This window comes from Sphingobium sp. 15-1 (assembly GCF_013375535.1).
GTDB lineage: Bacteria > Pseudomonadota > Alphaproteobacteria > Sphingomonadales > Sphingomonadaceae > Sphingobium > Sphingobium aromaticivastans.
The window spans coordinates 948594-974550 of the sequence record NZ_JABXJG010000002.1 but is presented as its reverse complement, the minus strand read 5'-3'; the positions used below and the strand labels follow the sequence as shown (position 1 = coordinate 974550).

Here is a 25957-nt window from a genome sequence, read left to right as displayed (position 1 = left end):
CCGGACAGCAGGAGTAGAATGGCGGACCAAGTTTCATCGCGGTCACCTGATGAATTGCAAGGCAGGCAGGACCCGATGGATGGCGACCAGCAAATTCTGGCGTCGGCGGGGGTTTTGCGGTGCACGGTGGATGCGGATGGGCTGTGCCGCCCCGATGCCGCCACCCTGTCCCGCTTCGGCCTGGAGGATGGACAGCTCCTGTTCGGCTGGCTCCGGGGCGTCCGCCCTATGTTCCGCAAACCGGTCTTCCATCTCATCCGCGCCGCGCTGCGCGCCGGGCGCGCCGAAGCGACGCTGATGCTGGAGGATGGCAAGGGCGTCCTGGAAAATATCCGGGTCGCCGCGACGGTCCGGCGCGATTCCGCGGGCCGGCCGGCCGCCGACCTGGTGATGGTCGACGTCACGACGGAGCATGCCGAAATCGGCCGGCTCCGCCGCAGCATGGAAAATCTGCGCCTGATCGTCGAATATAATCCGCAGCTTCCCTGGCTTGCCGACCCCGACGGCCGGATCATCGACTTCACCGACCGCTGGCTGGAAAGTTCCGGCCTGGACCGGGAGGAGGCGGAGGGCAGCGGCTGGCTTGCCGCGACGCATCCGGACGACATCGGGCCGCTGACCGTGCGCATCACCCATTCGCTCACCACCGGCGAACCTTTCGACGTGCGCGTGCGCCTGATGGTCAACGACCAATATCGGTGGATGCGGGCGCAGGCCTATCCCCGGCGCGACGAGGAAGGGCGGATCATCCAATGGTACGGCTATACCGAGGATATTCATGAAAGCGTGCTGATCGAGGAGCAGATACGCTGGAATGCCGAGCATGATTCCCTGACGGAGCTGCCCAACCGGGCGATGTTCAATGCCTGTCTGGACAAGGCGCTGGCCGCCGCGCTGACGAATTTCAAGAAGGTCGGCGTGTTCCTGCTGGACATCGACAATTTCAAGGACGTCAACGACCTGATGGGGCATCATGCCGGCGACGAGCTGTTGAAGAGCTTCGCCGGGCGGTTGAAGGAAATCTTCGCCGGGGATGCGGTGGTGGCCCGGCTGGGCGGCGACGAATTCGCCATATTGATCGAGAATGTCGAAAGCCGGCAGCAGCTTGCCGACCTGGCCAACCGCGTCCTCACCATCCGCGAGACCTTCTTCGCGGCGGGCCGTTCGCTCGAATGCCGGGTCAGCATCGGCGTCGCCGCCTTCCCCGATGACGGGCGGGTCGCGACCGAGCTGCTCCGCCACGCCGACCTGGCGCTCTATCGCGCCAAGTCGCTGGGGCGCGGGCGCATGCAGATGTTCGAGCAATCCTTGCTGGAGGACATGCAGGAACGCGTGGCCATGATCAACCGGGCCCGCACCGCCGTGCGCGACGGCACGATCATCAGCTATTATCAGCCCAAAGTGTCGTTGCAGACCGGCGAGCTGGTCGGGTTCGAGGCGCTGCTGCGCTGGCGCGACAGTTGCGGCACCATCCGCTCTCCGGCGGAAATCTACGCGGCCTTCGACGATCATGACGTAGCCGACATGATCGGCCAGACGATGACCAGCCAGGTCTTTGCCGACATGGCCGCCTGGCGCGCGCGCGGCCTGCCTCTGGGGCATGTCGCGATCAACGTGTCTTCGGCCGAATTGCGCCGGGAACGCTTCGCCGCGCGCCTGATCGAGACGATGGACCGCTTTTCGATCGAGCCCGCCTCGATCGAGATCGAGATCACGGAGGGCGTCTTCCTGGGCGCGGGATCGGACACCGTGCGCAGATCGATCGACGAGCTGCACCGTTGCGACATTCCGCTGGCGCTGGACGATTTCGGAACCGGCTTTGCGTCCCTGTCCCATTTGCGGTCCTTGCCGATCAGCACGTTGAAAATCGACCGCTCCTTTGTCAGCGGCGTGACGGCGCGGGAAAGCGACGCCGCCATCGTGTCGGCGCTGATCACGCTGGGACGCGCCTTGAACATGAAGGTCGTGGCCGAGGGGGTCGAGGAAGCGGACCAGTCGATCAAGCTCAAGGCGCTGGGCTGCGACTATGCCCAGGGCTTCTATTTCAGCAGGCCGGCGCCTTCGGAGAATATCCCCGCGCTGATCCAGTCCTGGAACGAGAACAGCGCCATCGTCACCCTGAACCGGCGCGCCGCGTCCTGGCCCTTGCGCGGGGCGCGGGGCGAAGGCCGGACGGACTCGCTGACCGCCTGAGGGGAGGCAGAGATCAAAGCCCCGTCATGCTGAAACAAGTTCAGCATGACGGTTTCCAAGTGCGATCATTACCCTTCCGGTTAAATCCTACTCCTCCTATCCATCGACAATCGTCCCGCCATTGGGATGCAGCACCTGCCCCGACATGTAGCTGGCGTCGTCGCACGCCAGGAAGAGGAAGGAGGGGGCGACCTCATTGGGCTGGCCGGGCCGCCCCATGGGCGTATTCTCCCCGAAATGCTCCAGCTTCTCCGGGCTCGCCCCGCCGCTGGGGTTGAGCGGGGTCCAGATCGGCCCCGGCGCGACGGCGTTCACCCTGATCCCGTCGCCAACCAGATTTTCGGACAGCGACCGGGTGAAGGCGGTGATCGCGCCCTTGGTGCTGGAATAGTCGAGCAGTTCCTTCGACCCCTGATACATGGTGACGGAGGTGCAGTTGACGATCGCCGCCCCGCGCTTCAGATGCGGGCGGACTGCTTGCGTCAGGAAGAACATGGCGAAGATGTTGGTCTGGAAGGTGCGGCGTAGCTGTTCCTCGCTGATGTCGGTGATGTCGCTGTCGGGATGCTGCTCGCCCGCATTGTTGACGAGGATGTCGATCCGCCCGAATTGCTCGACCACCTGCGCCACGGCCCGCCGGCAGAAGTCCCGGTCGCCCAGGTCGCCCGCCATGGTGAGCGCCCGCCGTCCTTCCGCCCGGACGATCCCGGCGGTCTTTTCCGCGTCGTCATGTTCGCAGAGGTAGAAGATCGCGACATCGGCCCCTTCGCGGGCATAGAGCGCCGCGACCGCCCGCCCGATCCCGCTGTCGCCGCCGGTGACGATCGCCACCTTGCCCGCCAGCCTGCCGGAGCCGGGATAGCGCGGTTCCCACTCGGGCTTGGGCTCCAGCCGGCTTTCATGGCCGGGCAGGCCATCCTCATGGATCATCCCTTCGGTCGCGGGCATCGCAAATCTCCTTTCCCGAAGAACTCGTCGCCCGCCGGGGAGTTCATTGGGACGAGCCCGGTTCGACGCACCGCCGGAGCGGATGGAGACATGCGATGGTTTTGAAAGCCCTGGCCCTCAATTGCAGCCTCAAGGCGAAGGACGGCGAATCCAGCTCGACCGATGCGATGATCGCGGTGCTGCAAAGGGCCTTTGCAGCCGATGGCGTCGAACTGACCGGCATGGTGCGGGTCGCGGCGCTCGACATCAGGCTGGGGCAGATCAGCAGCGTCGCCAAGCGGGTGCTGGAGCGGATGGACGCCTTTCTAGGCGAAACCGACGACGGGGGCCGCATGCCCAGCTACGGCAAGGTTGCGGTCGCGGCGATAGTCGGCAATGAAGACGGGGCGCATTGTTCCATCGCGCAATGGTTTCAGGTGCTGAACGATGTCGGCTGGACAATCCCGGCCATCGCCGCCTGCTATTGGGTGGTGGAAGCCATGGCCTCGACCGATTTCAAGGATCTGGAGGAGGTACCGGAGAAGGTGGAGAAGACCGCGAAGATGGTGGCGGGCAATGCGGCGCATCTGGCCGGCTTGCTCCAGTCCGCCCCCTATCCGGGCTGAGTCCCCCGTGGCGAAAACTGGTCGCGCCGCGCCTATCGGGGAAAATATCGTCCTCTATGGCGCGCTGCTGGCCAATGTCGGCATCGCTGTGGCCAAATTCGTCGCCTCCGCGCTGACCGGCTCCTCCTCCATGCTGACGGAGGGGGTGCATTCGCTGGTCGACAGCGGCAACCAGTTGCTGCTGCTCTACGGCCAGGCGAGGGCGAAGAAGCCCGCCGACGCGGTCCATCCCTTCGGCTATGGGCGGGAACTCTATTTCTGGGCCTTCGTCGTCGCGATCCTGATATTCGCGGTCGGCGCAGGGGTGTCCATCTATGAAGGCTGGCTCCATATCCGCCAGCCGGAGCCGCTGCGCGATCCGGCCGTCAATTACATCGTCCTTGGCATTGCCTTCCTGCTGGAGGGCACGTCCTGGACCATCGCCGTGCGGGAATTCGGGCGCAAGCGCGGCCCGAGCAGTTGGTGGCAATCGATCCGCCGGTCGAAGGACCCGGCGGGCTTCATCGTCCTGTTCGAGGATAGCGCCGCCCTGATCGGACTGGTCATCGCGGGGATCGGCGTCTGGGCCAGCCATCATCTCGACGATGCGCGGCTGGACGGGGCCGCCTCCATCGCCATCGGGCTGGTGCTGGGCGCGGTGGCGGTGCTGCTGGCGCGGGAGGCCAAGGGCCTGCTGATCGGGGAGAGCGCCGACCGGGCGATCATCGAGACTGTCTGGAGATTGCTCGACCGGCGGCCGGAGATCACCGCCGTCAATCACATCCGCACCATCCACACCGCACCCGACGCGGTGTTCGTGGCGATCAGCGCCGATTTTGCCGACGACCTGCGCATGGGCCGGGCGGAAAGTCTGATCGAGGAGATGGAGAGCGAGATGAAGCGGGCGATTCCCGAACTCACCTCCATCTACATCCGTCCGGAAAAGCGGGAGGATGCCTTGGTCCTGCCGCGCCCCGCGCCGGACCCGCGATAGCGCCCGAGCGGCGCGCTGGCTGGCCTGCATGTCCAGATTGGACAACTCCTGCGCCGAGGGTCGCCTTACGGCGGCCTTCCACGAACCCTTGGCAATGCTTGAAGAAATCCCGGCTCTTGCCAGCTCTGCAGACCCCAAAAAGGGGTCCGCAGCGCGGCTGCATCCAAAATTGCTCCTTCTAAAGCAATTTTGTTTTTCGTGTCCGATGACGTGAGGAAGGTTACCTTCTCATACTCTAAGTCACCTGCTGTCTCTTCGATCGGACCACGCGCCAGATCATCAGGATCAGTAATGGGATGAGAAACGCAAGGACGATGGTGGGGTTGAAATAGGGCGCTATATGATGAAGCGCTTCCAGCTCATAATGCAGTAGCGCGGCCATATAATAAGTGATGGCGGTGACAGAGAGGCCTTCGACGGCTTGTTGCAGCCGAAGCTGGATGCCGGAGCGGCGATCCATAGACGCAAGCAGGTCGCGGGTTTGGCCCCGCAGCACAACGTCGATGCTGGTCCGCATCAAGCCGCTGGCGGAATCGGCGCGCCGCGACACCTGCTGCACCCGGTTCATGAAGGTTTGGCATGTCCGGATGGCGGGCATGAACCGGCGCTCGGTAAATTCCGATAAGGTCTGATGACCGGCAACCCGGCTTTCGCGCAGGGAAGTCAGCCGGTCGTGGACGATCTGGGAATACGCCATTGTGGCGCTCATGCGGTAGCTGGCGTCGGATTCCAGCCGGTTGAGTTCCGCGGTCATGCTGGACAGCGCATGGAAGAGTTCCGCGTCGCTTTGTCGGTCGGGCATGGCGATCGCGTTGACTAAGCTCCCGAACTCGTCTTCGAGCCGTTTGAGGCGGCCGCCAAGTTCCTTCGCCAGCGGAAGGCCGAGTAAAGCCATCTTGCGATAATTGCCGAGTTCCTGAAGCCACTGGACCAAGCGCGTGGCATCCCCGTCCGACAAGTGACGGTCCTTGATCACGAGCTTGCCGAACCCGGTATTGTGCAGCCGGAAATCGGCCCAGATCGTCGCCGCCTTGTCGAACACGTCGCAGGTGACAAGGTCGCCGGGGTGGAAATCTTCGAGCAGGGTCGTCGGCTCGGGATCGGTAACCGATAGAAGCCGCAGTTGTGTTCCCCGCAGGATCACGGCCGGGAGATCGGCCATCCAGTGGGGAGGGAGAGGTGCGAACTCGGCCTGATCGTCCGTTGCATCAAGGCTGCGAATAAAGGTGTAGGTGGCGAATTCAGCATGGCATTCCCAGGTGAATTCGAACCCGGCAATGGAGGCGGCAAGATGGTTGAAATCCGTGCATGCCTCCTCCGGCCGCCCCGCGATTTTCAGGGCATGCTGCCGCACCGCCTGTTGCTCGCCTTCGGAATAGACGGCGAGCAGTTGCGTGACTTCGCAGGGCGCCTGTACATTGCCCAGGCGCCGCGCGTGCATCTCTTCGGTAAGCTGCCCACGCAGGGGATGGTCCTGGGTCAAGCCTTCTCTCCCCCCGCGATCGGTCGATGCCTTATCCCTCATCGACGAAAAGCAGCGCTGGCGTTTCGAGCAACCGCTTGAGGGCCTGAACGTAGCTGGCAGCATCCCAGCCATCGACGACCCGGTGGTCGCAACTGATCGACAGGTTCATCAGTTTGGCGGCGACCACCTGGCCGTCCCTGAACACCGGACGTTCGATCACCTTGTTGGGGCCGATGATCGCAACTTCCGGCCGGTTGATGACCGGCGTCGTCGCGATGCCGCCGAGCGGGCCGAGCGATGTCAGCGTGAGCGTCGAGCCTGACAGATCTTCCGATTTGGCCTTGCCGCTGCGCGCCGCTTCGGCAAGCCTGACGACTTCGAGCGCCAACTGCCAGATATTGCGGGTTTCGGCGTTGCGGATCACCGGAACCATGAGGCCCGTGTCGGTCTGCGTCGCGATGCCAAGGTGGACCGCGCCTGACCGGGTGACAATGCCCGCCTCATCATCGTAACGCGCGTTTATCATGGGGAAATCGGGCAGGGTCTTGCAGATCGCGAGGATCAGCAGCGGCAGCATCGTCAGCTTGGGCTTCGTCCCGCGCGTCGCGTTGAGGTCGGCGCGCAGAGCCTCCAGCTTGGTAACGTCGATTTCCTCGACATAGGTGAAGTGGGGGATGGCGCGTTTCGACGCCGCCATATTCTCGGCGATGCGGCGCCGCAAGCCGATGACCCTCACCTGTTCGTCGGCGCGCTTGCCGCCCGCCGTGCGGTAGGCGCCATTGTAGCTCAGGAAGGCATCGAGATCGGCATGGCGGATGCGGCCATCCTCGGTTGGCTTGATGTCCGCAAGGTCGAGGCCCAGATCCTTGGCGCGCTGGCGAACGGCGGGCGACGCGAGCACGCGGCTGGCCGGGGCATGAGCGACCGGTTCGGATGGGGGCGGGGGTTCGGCTTTGGTCTCCTCGACCGGCGCAGGCGCGTGGGCGGGCGCTGCGGCAGCCACAGGCTCCGCCACCGCCGGTTCGGGCTGAACGACCGGAGCCTCCTGCAATGCCTCCGCGCCTTCCTTCTCGAACTCCGCCAGAATGGAGCCGATCGCGATCTGCTCGCCCACTTCGCCCGCCAGCCGCACGATCCGGCCCGAAACAGGCGCGGTCATCTCGACCGTCGCCTTGTCGGTCATGAGGTCGGCGAGCGGCGCGTCCTCCTCGACAAAGTCGCCCACCGCCACATGCCAGCCGACGATCTCCGCCTCCGCAATGCCTTCGCCGATGTCGGGCAGTTTGAAGCTGTATATATTCATGGACCTATATCTCGATGGTGCGGCGCATGGCTTCGGCCAGGCGCTTGGGGCTGGGGAAATATTCCCATTCGAAGGCATGGGGATAGGGGGTATCCCAGCCGGTGACGCGCTCAACGGGCGCTTCCAGTTCGAAGAAGCAATGTTCCTGCACCAGCGCGGCGAGTTCCGCGCCGAAGCCGCAGGTGCGGGTCGCTTCATGGATGACGACGCAGCGCCCGGTTTTCTGGACCGAAGATTTGATCGCCTCCAGGTCGAGCGGCACCAGCGTGCGCAGGTCGATCACTTCGGCGTCGATGCCGCTGTCCTCCGCAGCCGCGAGCGCGACATGCACCATCGTGCCATAGGCGAGGACCGTCACCGCCGACCCTTCGCGCGCCACGGCGGCCATTCCGAGCGGCACGATATAGTGACCCTCGGGAACCTCGCTCGCCGGGTGCTTCGCCCACGGGCGGACGGGGCGGTCATGATGGCCGTCGAAGGGACCGTTATAGAGCCGCTTCGGTTCGAAGAAGAGGACGGGATCGTCATCCTCGATCGCCGCCAGCAACAGGCCCTTGGCGTCATAGGGGTTGGATGGGATCACCGTCTTCAGCCCGGCGACATGGGTGAAGATGCCCTCAGGGCTTTGGCTGTGGGTCTGGCCGCCGTAAATGCCGCCGCCATAGGGGCTGCGCACCGCGATTGGCGACCACCATTCCCCGCCGGTGCGATAGCGCATGCGCGCGGCTTCGGAAATGAGCTGGTCCGCCGCGGGATAGATATAGTCAGCGAACTGGATTTCGACCACAGGCCGCTTGCCATAGGCGCCCATCCCGACGGCGACCGCGACGATGCCGCCTTCCGTGATCGGGGCGTCGAACACACGCGATGCGCCATATTTTTTCTGAAGGCCATCAGTCGCGCGGAACACGCCGCCGAAATAGCCGACATCCTGGCCGAAGATGGTGACGGCGCGGTCACGCTCCAGCGCCACGTCCATGGCGCTGTTGATCGCCTCGATCATGTTCATGGCCGCCATCGTCAGAACCCCGCCTGCGACCGCTGCGCCACGAGGTGCGCAGGCATGTCCTTGTAAACATCGTCGAACATCGTGGAGGGGGCGGGGCGGTCGCCGTGGGACAGCGTGCCGTAGCTTTCGGATTCCTTGCCCGCTGCCCGCACCTCTTCATCGAGCGCTTTTGCCAGATCGGCATGTTCGGCTTCGGTCCACGCGCCCAGCTTGATGAGATGCGATTTCAGCCGTTCGATGGGATCTCCGAGCGGCCACGCCTGCGCTTCCGATCCCGGCCTGTATTTGCTGGGATCATCGGAGGTCGAATGGCCTTCGGCGCGGTAGGTGAAGAGTTCGATGAGCGTCGGGCCAAGACCTTGCCGGGCGCGCTGGGCGGCCCAGCGGGTCACGGCATGGACAGCGAGGAAATCATTGCCGTCGGCGCGCAGGGCCGGGATGCCAAAGGCCAGGCCACGGGCGGCGAAGGTGGTGCGCTGACCCCCCGCGATGCCGGAGAAGGAGGAGATCGCCCACTGGTTGTTGACGATGTTGAGGATGACGGGCGCCTGATAGACGCTGGCGAAGGTCAGCGCGTGATGGAAGTCCCCTTCCGCCGTGGCGCCCTCACCGATCCAGGCGGCGGCGATGCGCGGGTCGCCATCGGCCGCGGCGCCCATCGCCCAGCCGACCGACTGGCTATATTGCGTCCCCAGATTGCCGGAGATCGAGAAAAATCCCGCTTCCCGGCTGGAATAGAAGACCGGCATCTGCCGTCCCTTGAGCCGGTCGCGGCTGTTGGAATAGACCTGATTCATCATGTCGACGAGCGGCCAGCCGCGCGCGACGAGAAGACCCTGCTGGCGGTAGGTGGGAAAGCACATGTCGGCGGGATCGAGCGCCATTGCGGCGGCGACCGCTACGGCTTCTTCGCCCGTGCATTTCATGTAGAAGCTGGTCTTGCCCTGACGCTGGACGCGGACCATCCGGGAATCATAGGCGCGCGTCAGCATCATGCTGCGCAAGCCCTGCCGCAACGTCTCGACCGGCAGGTCGGGGTTCCAGGGGCCGACGGCTTTGCCTTCCTCGTCCAGCACCCGGATCAGCGTATAGGCGTGATCGCGGATGTGATCCGCCGCCACGTCCAGCGGCGGCATCGGCACGCTGCCCGCAGGCGGGATCGCGTGGTGCGAAAAGTCCGCGCTGTCGCCGGGTCTGGCGTTCGGCATCGGAACATGGATGCCATGATCGTTGCGTGGGTAGGTCATCTGTTATCCTTGATCGGCCAAAGTCAGGACGCTGCGCCCCGTTCGATGCGGACGGTTTCGACGAGCACGGAATTGCGCATTCTTTCCGCGATGATGTTCGCCTGCTTCTCCTCCACATCCGGCTGATCGATGCGCACTTTCAGCCGTCCGGCCTCTTCCGTGGCCGCCACGTGGCTGGGAAGCAGGCTGCGCTGCGCGAAATGGTTGAGCAGCCGGATCAGTGCCTGAGGATCGGAACGAGAGACAATGTCGAAGCGCATGAGCTGCTTCACGCGGCCTGACGCCTCCTCGCCTTGGCAATCAATTGCTGCGCCAGACGGTCGGCCATCACGCCGGGGGGCACCTGCTCTTCGGCCGAAGCCCGGAAGACATTGAGCAGGCGGCCGGCGATCTGGCCGACACGGTCCGCGACCTGACCGCTGGTTTCGCCCAGATATTCGGCCGACACATTGATGATGCCACCGGCGTTCACGACATAGTCCGGGGCATAAAGGATGCCGCGATCCACCAGCGCCTGGCCGTCCGTTTCGGTCGCCAACTGGTTGTTCGCGCCGCCGCAGACGAGCCGGACGCGAAGATCGGGGATCGTGTCCGCGCTCAGGACGCCGCCCAGCGCGCAGGGAGCGAGGATGTCGGCGTCGACGCCAAGGATTTCGTCGATGCCGACATGCTTCGCGCCGAGTTCACCGGCGAGCGTGGCGGCGCGCGTTTCGTCGACATCGGTGACGATGAGGTTTGCGCCAGCCTGCCGGAGCAGCCGGCACAGGCGGGCGCCGACATTGCCGACGCCCTGAACCGCAACCGTGGCACCGGCGAGATCGAACTTCAGAACGTCCCGCGCGGCGGCCTTCATGCTTTCGAATACGCCCAGCGCGGTCCAGGGCGACGGGTCGCCGCCGGCCATGCCCTCGGCCACTTCCAGCCCGGCCACATAGGGGGCCTGCCGCCGCACCGCCCGCATGTCCGCGATGGTGGTGCCCACATCTTCGGCGGTGATGTATGCGCCCTTGAGCGTCGCCACCGCTTCGCCGAACACGCGGAAGATCGCGGCGCGATCGAAGTCGCCTTCGGGGCGCTGGAGAACGGCCTTGCCGCCGCCGAAGGGGAGGCCCGCCATCGCGTTCTTGTAACTCATTCCGCGCGCCAGACGGATCGCGTCGGTGATGAGGTCGGTCTGCGTTTGATAATGCCAAAGGCGGCAGCCGCCGGCGGCGGGTCCTATCGCCGTGGAATGGATCGCGATGATCCCCGTTACTCCGGTTTCCGCATCATTGATGACGTGGAGACGTTCCTGGAAATCGGCATTTTCGAACATGTGGATCATGGCGCTGCTCCCTTGCCGCAATCCTATCACCGCTAGTCCTGATAAAAATTGCTATTCATCCTCCCGCATCGTGGCTATTAAAAAAATATATTCGATCTATAGATATAAAGAGAATAATTTATGCCCGAATTTCTTGATAGCTTTGACAGAAAAATCCTTTCGGTCGTGCAACAGGATTCGAGCCGTTCCACCGCCGATGTCGCGGCTATGGTAGGGCTGTCGCAGGCGCCATGCTGGCGGCGCATTCAGCGGCTCAAGGATGCAGGATATATCCGGGGTGAAGTGGCATTACTGGACCGGCGGAAGATCGGCCTCAATGCCCAGATTTTTGCGCAGGTGAAGCTGACGGCGACCGGCCGTTCCAACCTTGAGGAATTCACCATGGCCATTCGGGAATTTCCCGAAGTCCTGGAATGTTTCGTGTTGCTGGGGACGGTGGACTTTATGCTGAAGATCGTCGCCAGGGACATCGAAGCCTATGAACGCTTCTTCTTCGAAAAGCTTTCGCGCGTGCCGGGCGTACAGGAGGTCAATTCGATGGTCGCCCTGTCGGAAATCAAGGCCACTACCGAATTGCCGATCGACGTGTAGGCGGGGTGTGAACCTTTGTCGCGAAACCGCGCCTAGGAAGCTGTGGCTCCGCCGGACAACAGGGAGCCGTCCTGCCGTTCAGGCCTGATGAGAAGCGCCATCGTCGCGCCGATTGCCAGGACGATCATCAGCGTGGCGAACACCAGCGTGAAATTGCCCCGGCTGCCGTCGAGAATCGCGCCGATGCTGATGGGCGCCAGAAACGCGCCAAGCTGCGCGCCGCCGTTCACCACGCTGAACGAGGTGGCGACCAGCGGCGCCGGCATGACAGCGAGCGGCAACGAGAAGAGGCAGGAGAGTGCGATCGAGAGGAAGAAGTAGATCAGCATGAAGGCAGCCGTCGCTGCAAAAACGGTCGACGCGACCGTCAGTGACAGGGTGGCGAGCGACGCGAGGAACAGGCCGATGGCGATCGGCAGGCCACGGCGGTTCGGGAAAAGCCGGTCGCCGATATGACCGCCCAGATAATAGCCGATCGCTGCCGTCAAGAAGGGCATGGCGGCCGCGATGCCCATATCCTTGATGCTCAATCCGAACCGGGTGAGAAGATAGGTCGGAATCCAGCTCATCATGCCCCAGTTCGCGACGCTGGCGAAAATGGCGCAGCCCACGGACCACAGGATCGGCTGGCAGCGGAGGATATGGGCCAGCCCGGACCTTTCGGCGGGGAGGGGCTTTACCCTGGTCTCATGGTCCGGCTGCGCGGCCCCGTCGTTACGCCTGTCTCTCACCACCCTGAAGACCAGCGCTGCGAGGATAAGGCCCGGCACGAGCAGGGAGAAGAATACGCCCCGCCAGCCCCAGTCGCTGATCAGCGCCGCGACGAACAGGGGAGCGAGGGCGGGGCCGAGCTGGGTGGCGCCCAGAAGCAGGCCGTTGACCCGTCCCACCTGTCCCGGTGCCCAGATGCGGACGGCCTTCGAAACCGCCGAGGGAGCCGCGCCCTCGGTGATTCCGAACAATATCCTGACCACCACCAGCGAGACCAGTGACGTTGCCAGCGCCGTCAACGCGGTGAAGACTGACCAGAGCAATATGGCGCAGGTCAAGATCCGCCGTGGTCCGAAACGGTCGGTGAGGATGCCGCCGGGGATCTGCATGAGCGCATAGCCTGCAAAGAAGGCGCTCATGACCGCGCCGGATTCGGTCGCGGAAAAGTGCAGGTCTTTCGCGATGAACGGGATAGCGCTCGCCATCACGAGCCGGTCGAGATAACAGATGAGATAGGTCGTGAAGAGAACCGCGATGACGGCGCGGGGTGTGCGGGGCAATGTCGTCATGCGCCTGCCCGCCCCGCCGATGGGGAATCCGCCGCAGGTGAAAAGGATGCAGCGTGCGCGGTCGGCGCGCAGGGCGAAGTCGCCGTGGCACGGCCGGGGCTGCGCCCCTTACCGCAGGAAACAGGCGGCAATATGTCGACCAAATGCGCTATCTCCCCGCACGTAGCTTCATATTCGATATGCATCCTTATCATCTTGCAGGTGAAGGAATAAGGATGGCCAAGCCACAGGCCCGTTGCTTGTTCATCAACAATGGAACCGATTATTATGACTCCGGCATAATTAAAACGGGATCGACGCCTTTGAAAAGAGGAAGATCTTTCCAGCGATGCGCGGCTGCCGTGCTTGGGTGAGGCGGATCACGCCCTCCTGAAAGGCCCTGCTATTTTCGCCCGCGCGGCGGGTTGCTCAAGTTGTCCAAAAAGCAACGCATGACTGTCTGGGGCGGCATTGGATGATGGGGGAAGGTTACTTACTCCTCATGCATTCGGCCGGTCGACAGAGCCGAAAGGAGATTTCGTCCGGGCTGTCGGCCATGGCCGGCAAGAAGCAACAATAATGGAGAAGGCTATGATCCTCCTTCCGTTCAGGGACAATCGTCAAGTTAATCAATATGGGGGTAATATGACTGCTTCGAGTAAGCGGACGCCAGGCTTTGTGCGAGGATTGCTCGCCACCAGTTGCATGATGGTCGTGGCCGGCCCGGCAATGGCGCAGGACCGGGCCGAGGACACGGGCGGCCTGTCGGATATCGTCGTCACAGCCCAGAAGCGCAGCCAGTCGGCACAGGATGTCGGCATCACCATGTCGGTCGTCACCGGCGACGCACTGGTCCGTCAGAATGTTCAGGAAGTGGCCGAGGTCGCCCGCGCGATCCCCAACGTCCAGATCAACTATGGCCTCGGCCAGAACGCCTTCAACATCCGCGGCATCGGCGTCAATGAGTTCGCTTCCAATCTGGACTCACCCGTCGCGATGCATGTCGACGAAGTCTATCTTTCCAAGAACTTCATGTCGAACCTGCTGCTGTTCGATGTCGACCGCGTCGAAGCGCTCAAGGGGCCGCAGGGCACTTTGTTCGGACGGAACACCACCGGCGGGTCCATGAACTTCTATACCCGCAAGCCGACCGACACGCTTTCCGTCGGCGCAACGGTGAACTACGACAGTTATGAGACGGTTCGCGGCCAGGGTTATCTGAGCGGGCCGCTGTCGGACACGGTGTCCGCACGGCTGTCCGGCATGTATGTCGATCAGGGCCAGGGCTTTTACAAGAATATCACGACTGGTCGGGACGAGGGTTACGAGAAGAAGTTCGCTCTGCGCGGCCAGATCCAGTGGAAGGGGGCGAATACGTCCTTGCTCGTTTCCGCGACCTATGGCGAGGATAAATCAAATCTGCCGCCCTATTACACGCCGGGCGTCTTCACGCCGGAATCGGTGGCGGCAGGTGCGCCGGTCTTCTGTGCGCCCTATCTGAACGGGACCGTGACTGGCGGGGATGCCGGCTGCGTGCGCGGCGACGGGCACTATCCCGGTTCGTCGGACCCCTATATCTCGCACGGCAACCTGACGCATCAGGCCCACAGCAAGGGCTATGGCGCAACCGCGCGGCTTGAGCACGATCTTGGCTGGGCCACGCTCACCTCGATTTCGAGCTACCAATATTATCTGCGCGATTCCGCTGAGGATTCGGATGGCGATCCGGGTGCGTCGATCGAAACCTATTATCGGAACAAGATCGGGCAGTTTACGCAGGAAGTGCGGATCGCGTCCAAGAACAACGACATCTGGAACTATGTCGTCGGCGCCTTCTACGAGCATGACAAGTTCAAGAACAACGACTATCTGACCATCGCGGGTGGCGCGGCGCCGGGCCTTTATTCGCCCTTCGGCCAGAAGCTCGATGCGGTAGCCCTGTTCTTCCACAACGAAATCAAGGTCGCGCCGACGCTGTCGTTGATCGCAGGCGTGCGCTATTCCTCCGAAAAGCTGCATCTGTCCGGTGGCACCTATGCCGGCACGGGCGTGTCGTCCCGCGAGGACCAGCATCCCACCACGATCCTCGGGCCGCTCTCTCTCGCTTCGCTTGCCGAAAATGGCGGCAAGCGTCGGGACGAGAATGTCTCGTTCAAGATGGGCGTGCAGTGGAAGCCGCAGATCAACAGCGATTTTGTCGACAATCTGATGGTCTATGGCAACGTGTCCACCGGCTTCCGGTCGGGTGCGTTCAACGCTGAATATGCGTCGCCGCAGCTTGCGCTGACGTCGCTGAAGCCCGAAACGCTCACCGCCTATGAAGCGGGCTTCAAGACCGAACTGGGCGGCCGCCGCGTACAGCTTAACGGCGCGGTGTTCCGCTATGACTTCCGTGATGGCTTCATCAATGTCGACAGCGCAAGTTCGCCGATCCCGATCACGATCAACGCCGCCAATATCAAGACCTACGGCGTCGAATTGGACACGCGCATGCTGGTCACGACCGGGCTGGAACTGACGGGTTCGGTGGGCTGGCTGGACTCATCGATCCGCAGCGACATCAGCGCCGGCGGCCAGAGCCTGAAGGGCAACCGTCCGGTCAACTCGCCGCGCTGGACGGCGTCGGGCGGCGTTTTCTACACGCATCCGCTCACCGACGGCGTCAAGCTGGACCTGTCCCTCAACGCCAATTACCGCTCGTCGCAATATATGGAGGCGGTCAACGCTCCGTCGAACCTCGAGCCGGGTTACTGGGTCGTGGACGGCCGCGTGGGCATCGCGGAGATCGACAGCCGCTGGACCATATCGGCCTGGGTCAAGAACCTGACCAAGTCCCAGTATCGGATCTACGTCAACGATCTCCCCGCGTTCGGCTGGGTGCTCAATGTCTATGGTCCGCCGCGCGTGTTCGGGGCCACGGTCGGCTTCAAGATGTGACGACACCGGCCGTCCTCGTCTTAAAGCCTTTTATTCCCATGCCGGCGCTCCGCCGGCATGGGCTTCTCCGGCCGTTGGCCGATGCTATGTTGCCGCTGGGTCTGGTCCCAGGATCAGCCGCGATCGAAACATTATGATCGTTTATTCAACAGGATATGGTACGATGACACACTATCGTCGCAACGCGCTGCTCATGGTCTCGCTGGCCACCTTTGCCCTCGCCGCCTGCCATAGCGCGGGGCAGCAGGCGTCGTCGGCCAGCGGCGAGCGGCCGGTCGACGAGAAGCGCATCGTCCAGTCCCAGACAGATGAACCCGGAAGCTGGCTGACGACGGGGCTGACCTACAGCGAAGACCGCTACAGCCTGTTGGATCAGATCAACGCCGACAATGTCGGCAAGATGGGCCTCGCCTGGTCCTATGACCTGGACGTCAACCGGGCGCAGGAAGCGACGCCGCTGATGATCGATGGCGTCCTCTATTTCTCGACCGCGTGGAGCAAGGTGGTCGCTCTGGATGCGAAAACGGGCAAGCATCTGTGGACCTACGATCCCGAAGTGCCGCGGGACATGGGCGATAAGGCGTGCTGCGATGTCGTCAATCGCGGCGTGGCGGCGTGGGGCGACAAGATATTCGTGGGTTCGCTCGACGGTCGGTTGATCGCGATCGATCGGAAGACGGGCAAGAAGGTCTGGTCGGTGGTCACGGTCGACCAGTCCAAGCCCTATACGATCACGGGCGCGCCGCGCGTTGTGAAGGGCAAGGTCATCATCGGCAATGGCGGCGCGGAATATGGCGTGCGCGGCTATGTGACGGCCTATGATGCGGAGACCGGCAAGCAGGCCTGGCGTTTCTACACCGTCCCGGGCGATCCGTCCAAGGGCTTTGAAGGGGATTATCTGAAGGCCGCGGCCAAGACTTGGCATGGCAAATGGTGGCTGGCCGGCGGCGGCGGCACGGCCTGGGATTCGATGAGCTACGATCCCGAGTTGAACCTGCTCTATGTCGGCACGGGTAACGGCAGCCCCTGGTCGCGGGACATTCGCTCGCCCGGCGGCGGCGACAATCTCTATCTGTCATCGATCGTCGCGATCAATCCCGATACCGGCCAGTATGTCTGGCACTATCAGACGACGCCCGGCGACGACTGGGACTTCACGGCGACCGCGCAGATCACGCTCGCTGATCTGAAGATCGACGGCAAGGTGCGCAAGGTGCTGATGCAGGCACCCAAGAACGGCTTTTTCTATGTCCTCGACCGGCAGACAGGCAAGCTGATCTCGGCAAAGAATTTCGTGTCGCAGACCTGGGCGACCGGCATCGACATGAAGACGGGCCGCCCGATCGAGACGCCGGAAGCGCGCTACAAGCCGGGCAAGCCCTTTATCGGGTCGCCGGGCGCCTATGCCGCGCACAACTGGCACCCGATGTCCTTCAACCACAAGACCGGCCTCGTCTACATCCCGACGATTGAGGTTCCGGTGAAATATGTGGCGGACACCAAGTATAAATATCATCCGCGCGCATGGAACCTGGGCGTCAACTTCGCCCAGGCGGGCCTTCCAGACGATTTCGACGCGCGCAAGGCGCTCGCGAAGACGCAGAAGGGACGGTTGATCGCCTGGGATCCCGTGCACCAGCGCGAAGTCTGGCGTGTGGAGCATGCCAATCCTGTCAATGGCGGTGTCGTCAGCACGGCGGGCAACGTTGTGTTCCAGGGGTTGGCGAATGGCCGCTTCACGGCCTATGACAGCCGCAACGGTCATAAGCTGTGGGAATTTCCCACGGGCATGGGCATTCTTGCCGCGCCCATCACCTATTCGGTCGATGGCCAGCAATATGTGTCCGTGCTGGTCGGCTGGGGATCGGGCTATGGTCTGACGACCGGCTTCGGTGACGAACAGGCGGGCTCGCGGAACGCGCCGCGCCGTCTGCTGACCTTCACCCTCGGGGGAACCGGGAAATTGCCGCCGCTTGAAAAGGAAGTGTTGCAGCGCGTCGACCTGTCGCCGGAATCGACCTGGACGGCCGCGCAAATCCAGCAGGGGCGGGAAGCCTTCTCTGCCAACTGCTCGCGCTGCCATGGCGAAGCGGCGGTCGGTAACCAGGTCTTGCCCGATCTGCGCTATTCCGGCGCGCTGACCAGTGCCGACACCTTTCGCATGATCGTCATCGACGGCGCACTGAAAGATAATGGGATGGTCAGTTTCAGCAATCGCCTGAGCCCCGCAGAAGCGGAAACGATCCGCGGCTACGTCTCTCATGAGGCACGCCGGTTCTGGCAGTATCAGGACAGCAAGAAAAAGAAGAACTGACGGGCGCGCCCCGTCAGAGCGCGGGGGCTAATGGGCCGCCCGCCGCCTGTCGGGGCGGTGGGCGGTTTTTTCATGCTGTGTGGGAGAGCTGTTGCGCGCGCCTCTTGCGAGGCCGGCGTCAGTCGATCAAAGATCGGGGCCGCGACATGGTCAGAGGTGCGTCGGCCTCGAAGGACCGAGCGGGTGAACGATCGGATCCGGCTCGCCTGCAATCAGCCCGGCGAGCAGTGCGCCGGTCGTCGGCCCTAGCGTGAAGCCCTGATGGCCGTGGCCGAAATCGAACCAAAGCCCGTGATGGTGCTGGGCCGCGCCAACGATGGGCAGCATACCGGGCATGCATGGGCGCTCACCGCGCCATGCGGACGCCTCGACCGGTTCTCCGAGGTCGAGCAATTCCGATGCCGCCGCATGAGCGCGCCGCAATTGCCGTGGCATCGGCTCGCGGCGGTCGATCGACAGATCCGCCCCCGTGCAGATCCGCAGGCCGGCGCGCATCGGCGCATAGACTGCGCTGACCTCCGCATCGATCATGGGCACATTCGGGAGGGGGCCGGCCGGCGTGAAATGCATATGATATCCGCGCTTGCGGATCATGGGGAAGTGATAGCCGAGCGGCTCCAGCACCTGCGGCGACCATGGGCCGAGCGCGACGACCAGATGCTCCGCCTCGAACACGCCGACGCTGGTGCGCACGCGCCATCCCGGGCCGGTGTCCAGCCCCACAATGTCGGCCCTGACCTCCTCACCGCCGCGTTTGCGAAACAGCGACGCATAGGCTCTGACCAGACCGCCGGGATCCTTGCAAGTCCAGGCATCATGCCAGCGGATCGCGCCTGCCAGCCGTTGCCGAAGAGCCGGTTCGGCAGCCGCCAGCCTATCGCCGTCCTCGACTGAAAAGCATATATCATAGCGGGCCTTCCACGACTCCGCCTTGCGCGCCATCAGATCGAAGGGCGCTGCCTCGCGGAAGATGAGACGGTAACCGTCACGCCGGATCAGCGCTTCCGCGCCCGAGGCGGCGATTAGCGAGCCGTGATCGCTGGTCGCCCGCCGCACCAGCGCCGAATAGATCTGACTGATGCGCCGATGGCGCTTGGGCGCCGAATTATACCAGTAGGGGAGTAGCGAAGGCGCTGCTTTCAAAAGGCCGCGAAAGTCCCAGTCGACGGCATTGTTCTGTTTGAGGGCAATACCCCGCAAGTCAGCGAGATCGCGGGGCAGGGCATAGGGTTCATGCGCTTCGCCCTGGATGACTCCGGCGTTCCCGTAACTCGTTTCGCTGCCCGGTGCGGCGCGATCGATCAGCGCGACATCGTAGCCCCGCGCCTGCAATGCAAGCGCGGCGCTGGTGCCAACCATTCCCGCCCCTAGCACGATGATCTGTTTCGATTGTGTTGACATGGAGGAGGAGCCTCAGAAGGGAACGGTCATTCGGCTGTCACGATGACCTCGATTTCGATGAGCGCGCTCGGGATCAGCAATTGTGAAACCACGGTCGATCGTCCGGGATAAGGCTTGGCGAAACGCTCGGCATAAATGGCGTTGAAGCCGGCAAAATCAGCGCTGTTCACGAGCCAGACGGTTACTTTGGCGACATCGGCCAGAGACTTTCCCAGCGGGGCGAGGAGACCCGCAATATTGTCAAGTACGACATGGGTCTGTTCCTCGATCGTGGTGCCAATGACCTTGCCTTCGCGCATCGCGACCTGTCCGGACAGGAAGATGAGGTTCCCGACTTGAACCGCTGGGGTGATGGGGATGACCTTGCCGGTGGGTCCGATAACATCGTCGCCGAAAGCTTGCATTTATAAGATCCTTTTGGTGTAGAGGACTGAAACTGTTCGGTGATTTAAAGTCATGACTACCGCTGCGGTGGCCGCCCGCAAGCTGGCCATCGCGTTTGCAGTCAGTGTTTTCGCCCTCTCGATCACCTTGCGCGACGTGGGGAAGCTTGGGCAAACGGGACGCGCCCCGGCTGGCCGCCATTGTGCGTTCATTGAATCGCTACATTGACAAGAACTGACCATCAATGCGACGTTAGGTTCGGATTAGTTGCCTTTTGAGCAACGCACGTCGGAGACAATGGTGATCAGGGACGAACTCGAACCCGTTTCTCGAGGCGGGCTGAGCGAACGCCGGCTCGGCTATCTGTATGCCGCGGTGGAAGCGAAGTCGATCCGTGGAGCCGCAGACAAGCTCAGCATCGAGCCGTCCGTTATCAGCAGGCAAATTCAACTTCTGGAGCGGGAGCTGGATACGGTTCTGCTTGATCGTCACGGGCGAGGCGTGCTGCCGACCGAAGCCGCGCGGCTGGTGCTCGACTTTTATCGGCGCCGCGTGTCGGACGAGAAGACAATGCTCACCCAACTTGAGGAACTGAAGGGTCTACAGCGGGGCGACGTCCAAATCGCCTGTAGCGAAGGTTTCATCGAAGCGGTCATCGAAACGGTCCTCAACGATTTTTGCGTCAAATATCCGAATGTCCAGATCACGTTGAACTCGATGCCGGTGGCTTCGGTCATGCGCCTCATCGCTGAAGAGCGGATCAATATTGGTCTCGCTTTTGCGCCACCACCCCACAATGCAGTCGAGATTCATGCGCGAAAGCGACACCCGCTTTACGTGATTGCGCGACATGATCACCCGCTGGCGCGTCAGGAAGGCGCCTTGACGCTGCAGAATCTGCTCAACCAGTCGCTCTGTCTGGTGCCTCCGGAATTCGGCATCGGCCAGCTCATCAAATCGGCCGAGCATACGGCCCAGGTGGACTTGCCTCGAACGATGATCACCAACTCGCTCGAGGCGCTGCGGCATTTCGTGACGTCCGGCCTGGGCCTTACGATATTGCCGAAAATCCTGGTCCAGCGTCAGCTTGAGACGGGTCTGGTCAAAACCCTTCGTATCCGCAACGCCTCGCTGGAAGCTGCCGAAGCGCAACTGGTCGTCCCGCCGCGGCGCATCAAGTCCATCGCTGAAACCGCCGTTCTCAAAAGGCTTGCCGCGCTCAGTTGGTTTCAGAATTGAGCCATTGCTTGACCGGGATGCATGATGGCTAGAGTCCGGGGAGGCGTGCCGACCATAAGTAGAGTTCTAAGAGTCGGTTTGAGAAATCGCGGAAGAGCGATTTCCGAGGCGGCACCAGCCCTCTCCCCCACCCGGCCACCCATAAAATACTGCCGTTGGGTGGCCGGGTGGGGGAGAGGGCTGGTGCCGCAATGCGCCAATAGGCGCATTCTCAAACAGGCTCTAAGCGCTGCCCGTCCTTTCGCGTGCCCGCCGCCGCAGCGCCTGCGGGGTTTCGCCGGTCAGGCGCCGGAACGACCGTGTCATCCTTTCGGCGTCGCCAAATCCGCAATCCCGCGCGATCTGCTCCAGCGATTTCGCATCGCTCTCGATCGCGGGCCGCGCGCTCTCGACTCGCAACTGCTCGATGGCCTTGGCCGGCGACATGCCGACCGACGCCCTGAAGGACCGCGAAAATTGCCGCGCGCTTAATCTGGCACGGTCGGCGAGCGCTTCCACATCCAGGCGCTGGGTCAAATTCTGGCGGGCCCATGCCAGCAAGTCACCGAACCGGTTGCTGGGCGCAAGATTGTCGAGAAGGGCGGAGTGTTGCGTCTGCGTTCCGGCTCGGCGGAAAGGCACAACCAGCAACTGCGAAACGCGCCGCGCGATCTCCGAACCATAGTCGTTTTCGATCAGCGCGAGGGCGAGGTCTATCCCGGCCACGACGCCGGCCGACGTCCAGACGTTATGGTCGCGGACGAAGAGGCTTTCCGCATCGACAATGACCTTCGGAAATCGCTGGCTAAGCTCGAGCGCGCCGTTCCAGTGCGTCGCTGCCCGTCGATTGTTCAGGAGGCCGGCCTCCGCCAGGACGAACGCGCCGGAACATACGCTTGCAATTCGTCGCCCGGCCCGAGCCGTCTGTTGGATGAAGGGGATCAGATCGCGATACTTCGCACTGTCATGCGCGCCATCCCCGCCGGGAATGAGCAGAGTGTGGAAGTCCTCGCAGTCCCGCAGATCCTCGGCAAGCAGCGTCGTTCCAGAACTGCTGCGTACCGGTCCGGGCGCTGCGGCGATCATCTCGATGGAATAGCCCGTGCAGCCCGTACGAGCGGCCAGTTCAAACGCTCCCAGCGCGCCGGCCGCATCGAGCAGCAGAAAATCCTCAAACAGAAGGCAGGCGATCCGCATTGAGAATTCCTCGTTTCAGGAAAAGGCGGCATCACCGCCGGATATGACCTTATTTGCCGGAAATTCGACCTTCAGGTCAATGCGGCAGCGAGGTAAAAGGCAGTAGATCAACTGGAGACATATGTTGAGCGAGCCATTTGAAATATTGTTTGTCCTCTATCCAAAGTTCGACCAGCTCGACTTCGCCGGACCTTATGAGGTCTTTTTCCGGATTCCCAACGTCAGGATCCGGCTTGCGAGTCCGGATGGCGGCGATCTCGAAACAGAGTCGGGTCTGGTTTACAGGGGCATGGAGAAGCTTTCCGACATTGAGCGATGCGATCTCATTTGCATTCCTGGCGGCGGTGACCAGAGCACGATGACGACGCCGGAAGTTCTGGGGCACATCCAGCGGCTCGCCGCGGATGCGCGTTATGTCACGTCGGTCTGCAACGGTTCGCTGGTTCTCGCGCAGGCGGGCTTGCTGAAAGGACGGCGCAGCGCATGCCATTGGTCTTTCCGCCATCTGCTTTCCAATTATGGCGCCATTCCCGACGACGCCCGCGTCGTGCGCGACGGCCGCTTTTTCAGCGGGGGCGGCGTGACATCGGGTATCGACTTTGCACTTGTCGTGGCGGCGGAGGTCTTTGGCGAAACGACGGCGCAGGCCCAGCAACTGATTATCGAATATGCGCCCCAACCGCCTTTCAACGCGGGCCGGCCTGAGACGGCTCCCCCCGATGTGCTGAAGGCCTTCGACGCCATGTTCGGCGACGCATTGCGCAGCGTTGGAGGCTTCGTGCCGCAGGTCTGACGGCCGATCGCATTGCTGACCGATGGTATCAGGTCAGCCGGGCACCCTTAGCCTGGCTGGCCTGATTGGTTTTTGGCTGCCAGACAGCGTCGTAGACGAGCCTCAGAGCAGCGGCTACCACGCTCCGAAAGGATTGTTGCTCAAAAAGCAACCAACGGCTGTTGGCCGCGACATTGGATGTAATCGAAAAGTCATTTAACCATCGTCCAACCGGAGGAATTTCGCGATGCGGAACAGCCGACAAGAAGGCGGCCGCGGGATTGAACTGCTGGGTCCAGGCGGAGACTCCGCCTGATTTTCCGTGCATCAGGTGCTGAGAGTACGCCCAATATGATCGGCAAAGGAATTGGGGGGTTGAAGATGATGATTTCAAAAGCGGGTTTCATGAGGGCGGCCATGGGCTCCCTTTTTGCGACCACCAGCCTGATGGGATGGGCCGCACCTGTCCTTGCGCAGGAGCAGGCGAGCGATGGCGGCGGACTGGCGGACATTGTCGTTACCGCCCAGAAGCGTTCGCAGTCTGCGCAAGATGTCGGCATCACCATGTCGGTCGTCACGCCAGACATGCTCTCGAAGCATAATATCCGCGAAGTCACCGAACTCGCATCGGTTCTTCCCAACGTCCAGATAAATTACGGCGTCGGGCAGAATTCGTTCAACATTCGTGGTATCGGCGTCAACGTTTTCGCCGGTAATTTCGACCCGCCGGTCGCGACGCATATCGATGACGTCTATCTTTCGAAGAGCATCATGACGCCGTTGTTGATCTTCGACCTTGACCGTGTCGAAGCGCTCAAGGGGCCGCAGGGAACGCTGTTCGGCCGCAACACCACCGGCGGTGCGCTCAACTTCTACAGCCGCAAGCCGACCGACCACTTCACCATCGGCGGCACTCTGGGTTACGACACTTATGAGACGCTGCGCGCCGAGGGTTATGTCAGCGGTCCGCTGTCCGACACGGTGTCTGCCCGTCTGTCCGGCTTCACCACCCATCAGGGTCAGGGCTATTATCGCAACACCCTGACCGGCAAGACCGAGGGCTACGACCGGAAGTGGGCGCTGCGCGGTCAGTTGGCCTTCCATGACAGCAAGACGGATGTGCTACTGTCCGCCAACTATGGGCGGGACAACAGCCAGTTGGCTCCCTATGACGTTCCGGGCGTCTTCACGCCGGAATCGCTGGCGGCGGGCAACCCGCAATTCTGCCAGCCTTACCTGAACGGCACGCTGAACGGCGCCGATGCCGATTGCGTCCGGGCGCTCGATGGCGGCTATCCGGGCGACCAGAACCCTTACACGACCAACAACAATCTTCCGCACCAGATGCACGCCAAGCAGGTCGGCTTCACCGCCCGCATCGAGCGCGATCTGGGCTGGACCAAGCTGGTCTCGATTTCGAGCTATCAGAAGTTCAACCGCTTCATCGTCGAGGATTCGGACTCGTCGCCGGTCAACTCGCTCGACTCGTACGAAGCGTTCAACATCAATCAGTATTCGCAGGAAATCCGGATCTCGCAGAATAAGCCCAGCCGATGGAACTACGTCCTCGGCGCTTATTATCAGCATGACGATCTCGCCGTGCATTCGGGCCTGATCATCCTCGATGGTGCGACGAACCTCTACACCGACTTCACGCAGAAGGTGAATGCCCGCGCCATCTTCTTCCACAACGACTTCGCCATCACCGATCAACTGTCGCTGATCGCGGGTCTGCGCTACAGCAATGAAAGCCTTCGGATCAAGGGCGGGACGTGGCTGGCCGATGGCCTGTCGACGGTGAAGGGTCAGGAGAAGCCCACCTCTCTGATCTTCCCCCTGTCGACTTCGTCCGCCGTGCCCGGCGGCGGCAAGCGCAACGACAAGAATGTCTCTTACAAGTTCGGCGCCGAGTGGAAGCCCGAGATCAACAGTGACGCCATCGACAAGCTGCTGATCTATGCGAATGTTTCGAGCGGTTTCCGTTCCGGTGCGTTCAATGTCGTTTTCGCTGACTCGCAGGCGGCGTTCACGTCGCTGTCGCCGGAAAAGATCACCGCCTATGAAGCCGGTTTCAAGTCGGTCCTCGCCGGTCGGACGTTGCAGGTCAACGGCGCCGTTTTCCACTATGATTTCAAGAACGGCTTCATCAATGTCGATAGCCCGACCTCGCCCGTCCCGGTGACGACCAACGCGGCCGGTGTGAAGACCGATGGCGTCGAGCTGGATGTGCAGTGGCAGCCTGTTCAGGGTCTTCAGTTCGGCGCGGCCGGTGGCTATCTGCACTCCAAAATCGACAGCGCCATCACGGCGGGCGGCAGGAGCCTGCAGGGCAATTCTACGGTCAACTCGCCAAAGTGGACCTTCACGGGTGACGCTTCCTACTCGACCGACATCGGCAGCGATCTGAAGCTCAACCTGGCCATGAACGGCAACTACCGCTCCTCGCAATTTCTTCAGGCGAGCAATTCGCCGGTGTCGAAGGTCGGCTCCTATTGGGTGGTCGGTGCGCAGGTCGGCGTAGCCGCATCCGATGACCGCTGGGCTTTGACCGCCTGGGTGAAGAACCTGACCAAGTCGGTATACAAGACCTATCTCAACGACCTTCCGGGTCTGGGCATCGTGCTGGCGTCCTATGGTCCGCCGCGGACCTTCGGCGGCACCTTCACCATCAAATATTGATCCGGTGACTCGTGGTACGGGTCCTGAGATAAGAGTTGGAGCCGGGGGCCGGGTGGGTGAAACCATCATGTGCCCCGGCATCTTGTTGAGAAAGATGTTGCCGATCCGGGCGAGCCTTGGGCAAGGTTCGGCCGAACA

Annotated in this window: 20 protein-coding genes; 9 read left to right on the top strand and 11 right to left on the bottom strand. The window is 62.5% G+C overall.

The window, feature by feature from the left end:
- Positions 1–18: 18 nt before the first annotated feature.
- Positions 19–2193 carry a bifunctional diguanylate cyclase/phosphodiesterase gene (locus HUK72_RS20580; RefSeq protein ID WP_255325887.1) on the top strand — a complete coding sequence of 725 codons (2175 nt, stop codon included), beginning with the start codon at positions 19–21 and terminating at the stop codon, positions 2191–2193.
- A gap of 96 nt (positions 2194–2289) precedes the next feature.
- Here HUK72_RS20580 and HUK72_RS20575 read toward each other — a convergent pair whose 3' ends face one another.
- A complete protein-coding gene (locus HUK72_RS20575; RefSeq protein ID WP_176598462.1) occupies positions 2290–3141 on the bottom strand; it encodes an SDR family oxidoreductase in 852 nt (283 codons plus the stop codon).
- A gap of 95 nt (positions 3142–3236) precedes the next feature.
- Between HUK72_RS20575 and HUK72_RS20570 the strand changes: the two genes are divergently transcribed.
- Entirely contained in the window at positions 3237–3746 is a 510-nt protein-coding gene (locus HUK72_RS20570; protein WP_176598461.1) for an NADPH-dependent oxidoreductase, read from the top strand.
- 7 nt (positions 3747–3753) lie between these two features.
- Positions 3754–4719, top strand: a complete 966-nt coding sequence (locus HUK72_RS20565) for a cation diffusion facilitator family transporter (RefSeq protein ID WP_336952897.1) — start codon at positions 3754–3756, stop codon at positions 4717–4719.
- Positions 4720–4954: 235 nt separating this feature from the next.
- Here HUK72_RS20565 and HUK72_RS20560 read toward each other — a convergent pair whose 3' ends face one another.
- The 6 genes from HUK72_RS20560 to HUK72_RS20535 are packed head-to-tail and all read right to left on the bottom strand — an operon-like array spanning position 4955 to position 11067.
- Positions 4955–6202 carry a DUF3422 family protein gene (locus tag HUK72_RS20560; protein ID WP_218036191.1) on the bottom strand — a complete coding sequence of 416 codons (1248 nt, stop codon included), beginning with the start codon at positions 6200–6202 and terminating at the stop codon, positions 4955–4957.
- Positions 6203–6233: 31 nt separating this feature from the next.
- On the bottom strand, positions 6234–7487 hold the full coding sequence (locus HUK72_RS20555) for a dihydrolipoamide acetyltransferase family protein (protein ID WP_176598458.1): 1254 nt from the start codon (positions 7485–7487) through the stop codon (positions 6234–6236).
- Between the two features lie 4 nt (positions 7488–7491).
- Positions 7492–8505 (bottom strand): alpha-ketoacid dehydrogenase subunit beta, encoded by a 1014-nt coding sequence (locus tag HUK72_RS20550; RefSeq protein ID WP_176598457.1) that lies wholly within the window; start codon positions 8503–8505, stop codon positions 7492–7494.
- 2 nt (positions 8506–8507) lie between these two features.
- Positions 8508–9743 carry a thiamine pyrophosphate-dependent enzyme gene (locus tag HUK72_RS20545; RefSeq protein WP_176598456.1) on the bottom strand — a complete coding sequence of 412 codons (1236 nt, stop codon included), beginning with the start codon at positions 9741–9743 and terminating at the stop codon, positions 8508–8510.
- 23 nt (positions 9744–9766) lie between these two features.
- Positions 9767–10015, bottom strand: a complete 249-nt coding sequence (locus HUK72_RS20540) for a hypothetical protein (RefSeq protein ID WP_336952900.1) — start codon at positions 10013–10015, stop codon at positions 9767–9769.
- Positions 10012–11067, bottom strand: a complete 1056-nt coding sequence (locus HUK72_RS20535; protein ID WP_176598455.1) for a Glu/Leu/Phe/Val dehydrogenase — start codon at positions 11065–11067, stop codon at positions 10012–10014. Before HUK72_RS20535 ends, HUK72_RS20540 begins: the two co-directional genes overlap by 4 nt.
- 120 nt (positions 11068–11187) lie before the next feature.
- Here HUK72_RS20535 and HUK72_RS20530 point away from each other — a divergent pair, with 120 nt between their 5' ends.
- Entirely contained in the window at positions 11188–11658 is a 471-nt protein-coding gene (locus HUK72_RS20530; protein ID WP_176598454.1) for an Lrp/AsnC family transcriptional regulator, read from the top strand.
- Between the two features lie 32 nt (positions 11659–11690).
- Here HUK72_RS20530 and HUK72_RS20525 read toward each other — a convergent pair whose 3' ends face one another.
- Positions 11691–12938 carry an MFS transporter gene (locus HUK72_RS20525; protein ID WP_176598453.1) on the bottom strand — a complete coding sequence of 416 codons (1248 nt, stop codon included), beginning with the start codon at positions 12936–12938 and terminating at the stop codon, positions 11691–11693.
- A 624-nt stretch (positions 12939–13562) separates the two neighbouring features.
- On the opposite strand from HUK72_RS20525, the gene HUK72_RS20520 reads away from it, so the two are divergent.
- Together HUK72_RS20520 and HUK72_RS20515 are read left to right on the top strand one after the other, a co-directional pair.
- Positions 13563–15854 carry a TonB-dependent receptor gene (locus tag HUK72_RS20520; protein WP_176598452.1) on the top strand — a complete coding sequence of 764 codons (2292 nt, stop codon included), beginning with the start codon at positions 13563–13565 and terminating at the stop codon, positions 15852–15854.
- A 163-nt stretch (positions 15855–16017) separates the two neighbouring features.
- On the top strand, positions 16018–18168 hold the full coding sequence (locus tag HUK72_RS20515; protein ID WP_176598451.1) for a PQQ-dependent dehydrogenase, methanol/ethanol family: 2151 nt from the start codon (positions 16018–16020) through the stop codon (positions 18166–18168).
- 150 nt (positions 18169–18318) lie between these two features.
- Here HUK72_RS20515 and HUK72_RS20510 read toward each other — a convergent pair whose 3' ends face one another.
- On the bottom strand, positions 18319–19569 hold the full coding sequence (locus HUK72_RS20510) for an FAD-binding oxidoreductase (RefSeq protein WP_176598450.1): 1251 nt from the start codon (positions 19567–19569) through the stop codon (positions 18319–18321).
- A 26-nt stretch (positions 19570–19595) separates the two neighbouring features.
- The gene (locus HUK72_RS20505) at positions 19596–19973 is read right to left on the bottom strand and encodes a RidA family protein (protein WP_176598449.1); all 378 of its coding nucleotides are present in this window, start codon (positions 19971–19973) and stop codon (positions 19596–19598) included.
- Positions 19974–20250: 277 nt separating this feature from the next.
- Between HUK72_RS20505 and HUK72_RS20500 the strand changes: the two genes are divergently transcribed.
- A complete protein-coding gene (locus HUK72_RS20500; RefSeq protein WP_176598448.1) occupies positions 20251–21192 on the top strand; it encodes a LysR family transcriptional regulator in 942 nt (313 codons plus the stop codon).
- 222 nt (positions 21193–21414) lie between these two features.
- Here the strand turns inward: HUK72_RS20500 and HUK72_RS20495 are convergent, their stop codons facing one another.
- Entirely contained in the window at positions 21415–22368 is a 954-nt protein-coding gene (locus tag HUK72_RS20495) for a GlxA family transcriptional regulator (RefSeq protein ID WP_176598447.1), read from the bottom strand.
- Between the two features lie 124 nt (positions 22369–22492).
- On the opposite strand from HUK72_RS20495, the gene HUK72_RS20490 reads away from it, so the two are divergent.
- Both HUK72_RS20490 and HUK72_RS20485 read left to right on the top strand, forming a co-directional pair.
- On the top strand, positions 22493–23161 hold the full coding sequence (locus HUK72_RS20490; protein ID WP_176598446.1) for a DJ-1/PfpI family protein: 669 nt from the start codon (positions 22493–22495) through the stop codon (positions 23159–23161).
- A 396-nt stretch (positions 23162–23557) separates the two neighbouring features.
- Positions 23558–25819 (top strand): TonB-dependent receptor, encoded by a 2262-nt coding sequence (locus tag HUK72_RS20485; RefSeq protein ID WP_176598445.1) that lies wholly within the window; start codon positions 23558–23560, stop codon positions 25817–25819.
- Positions 25820–25957 lie beyond the last annotated feature (138 nt).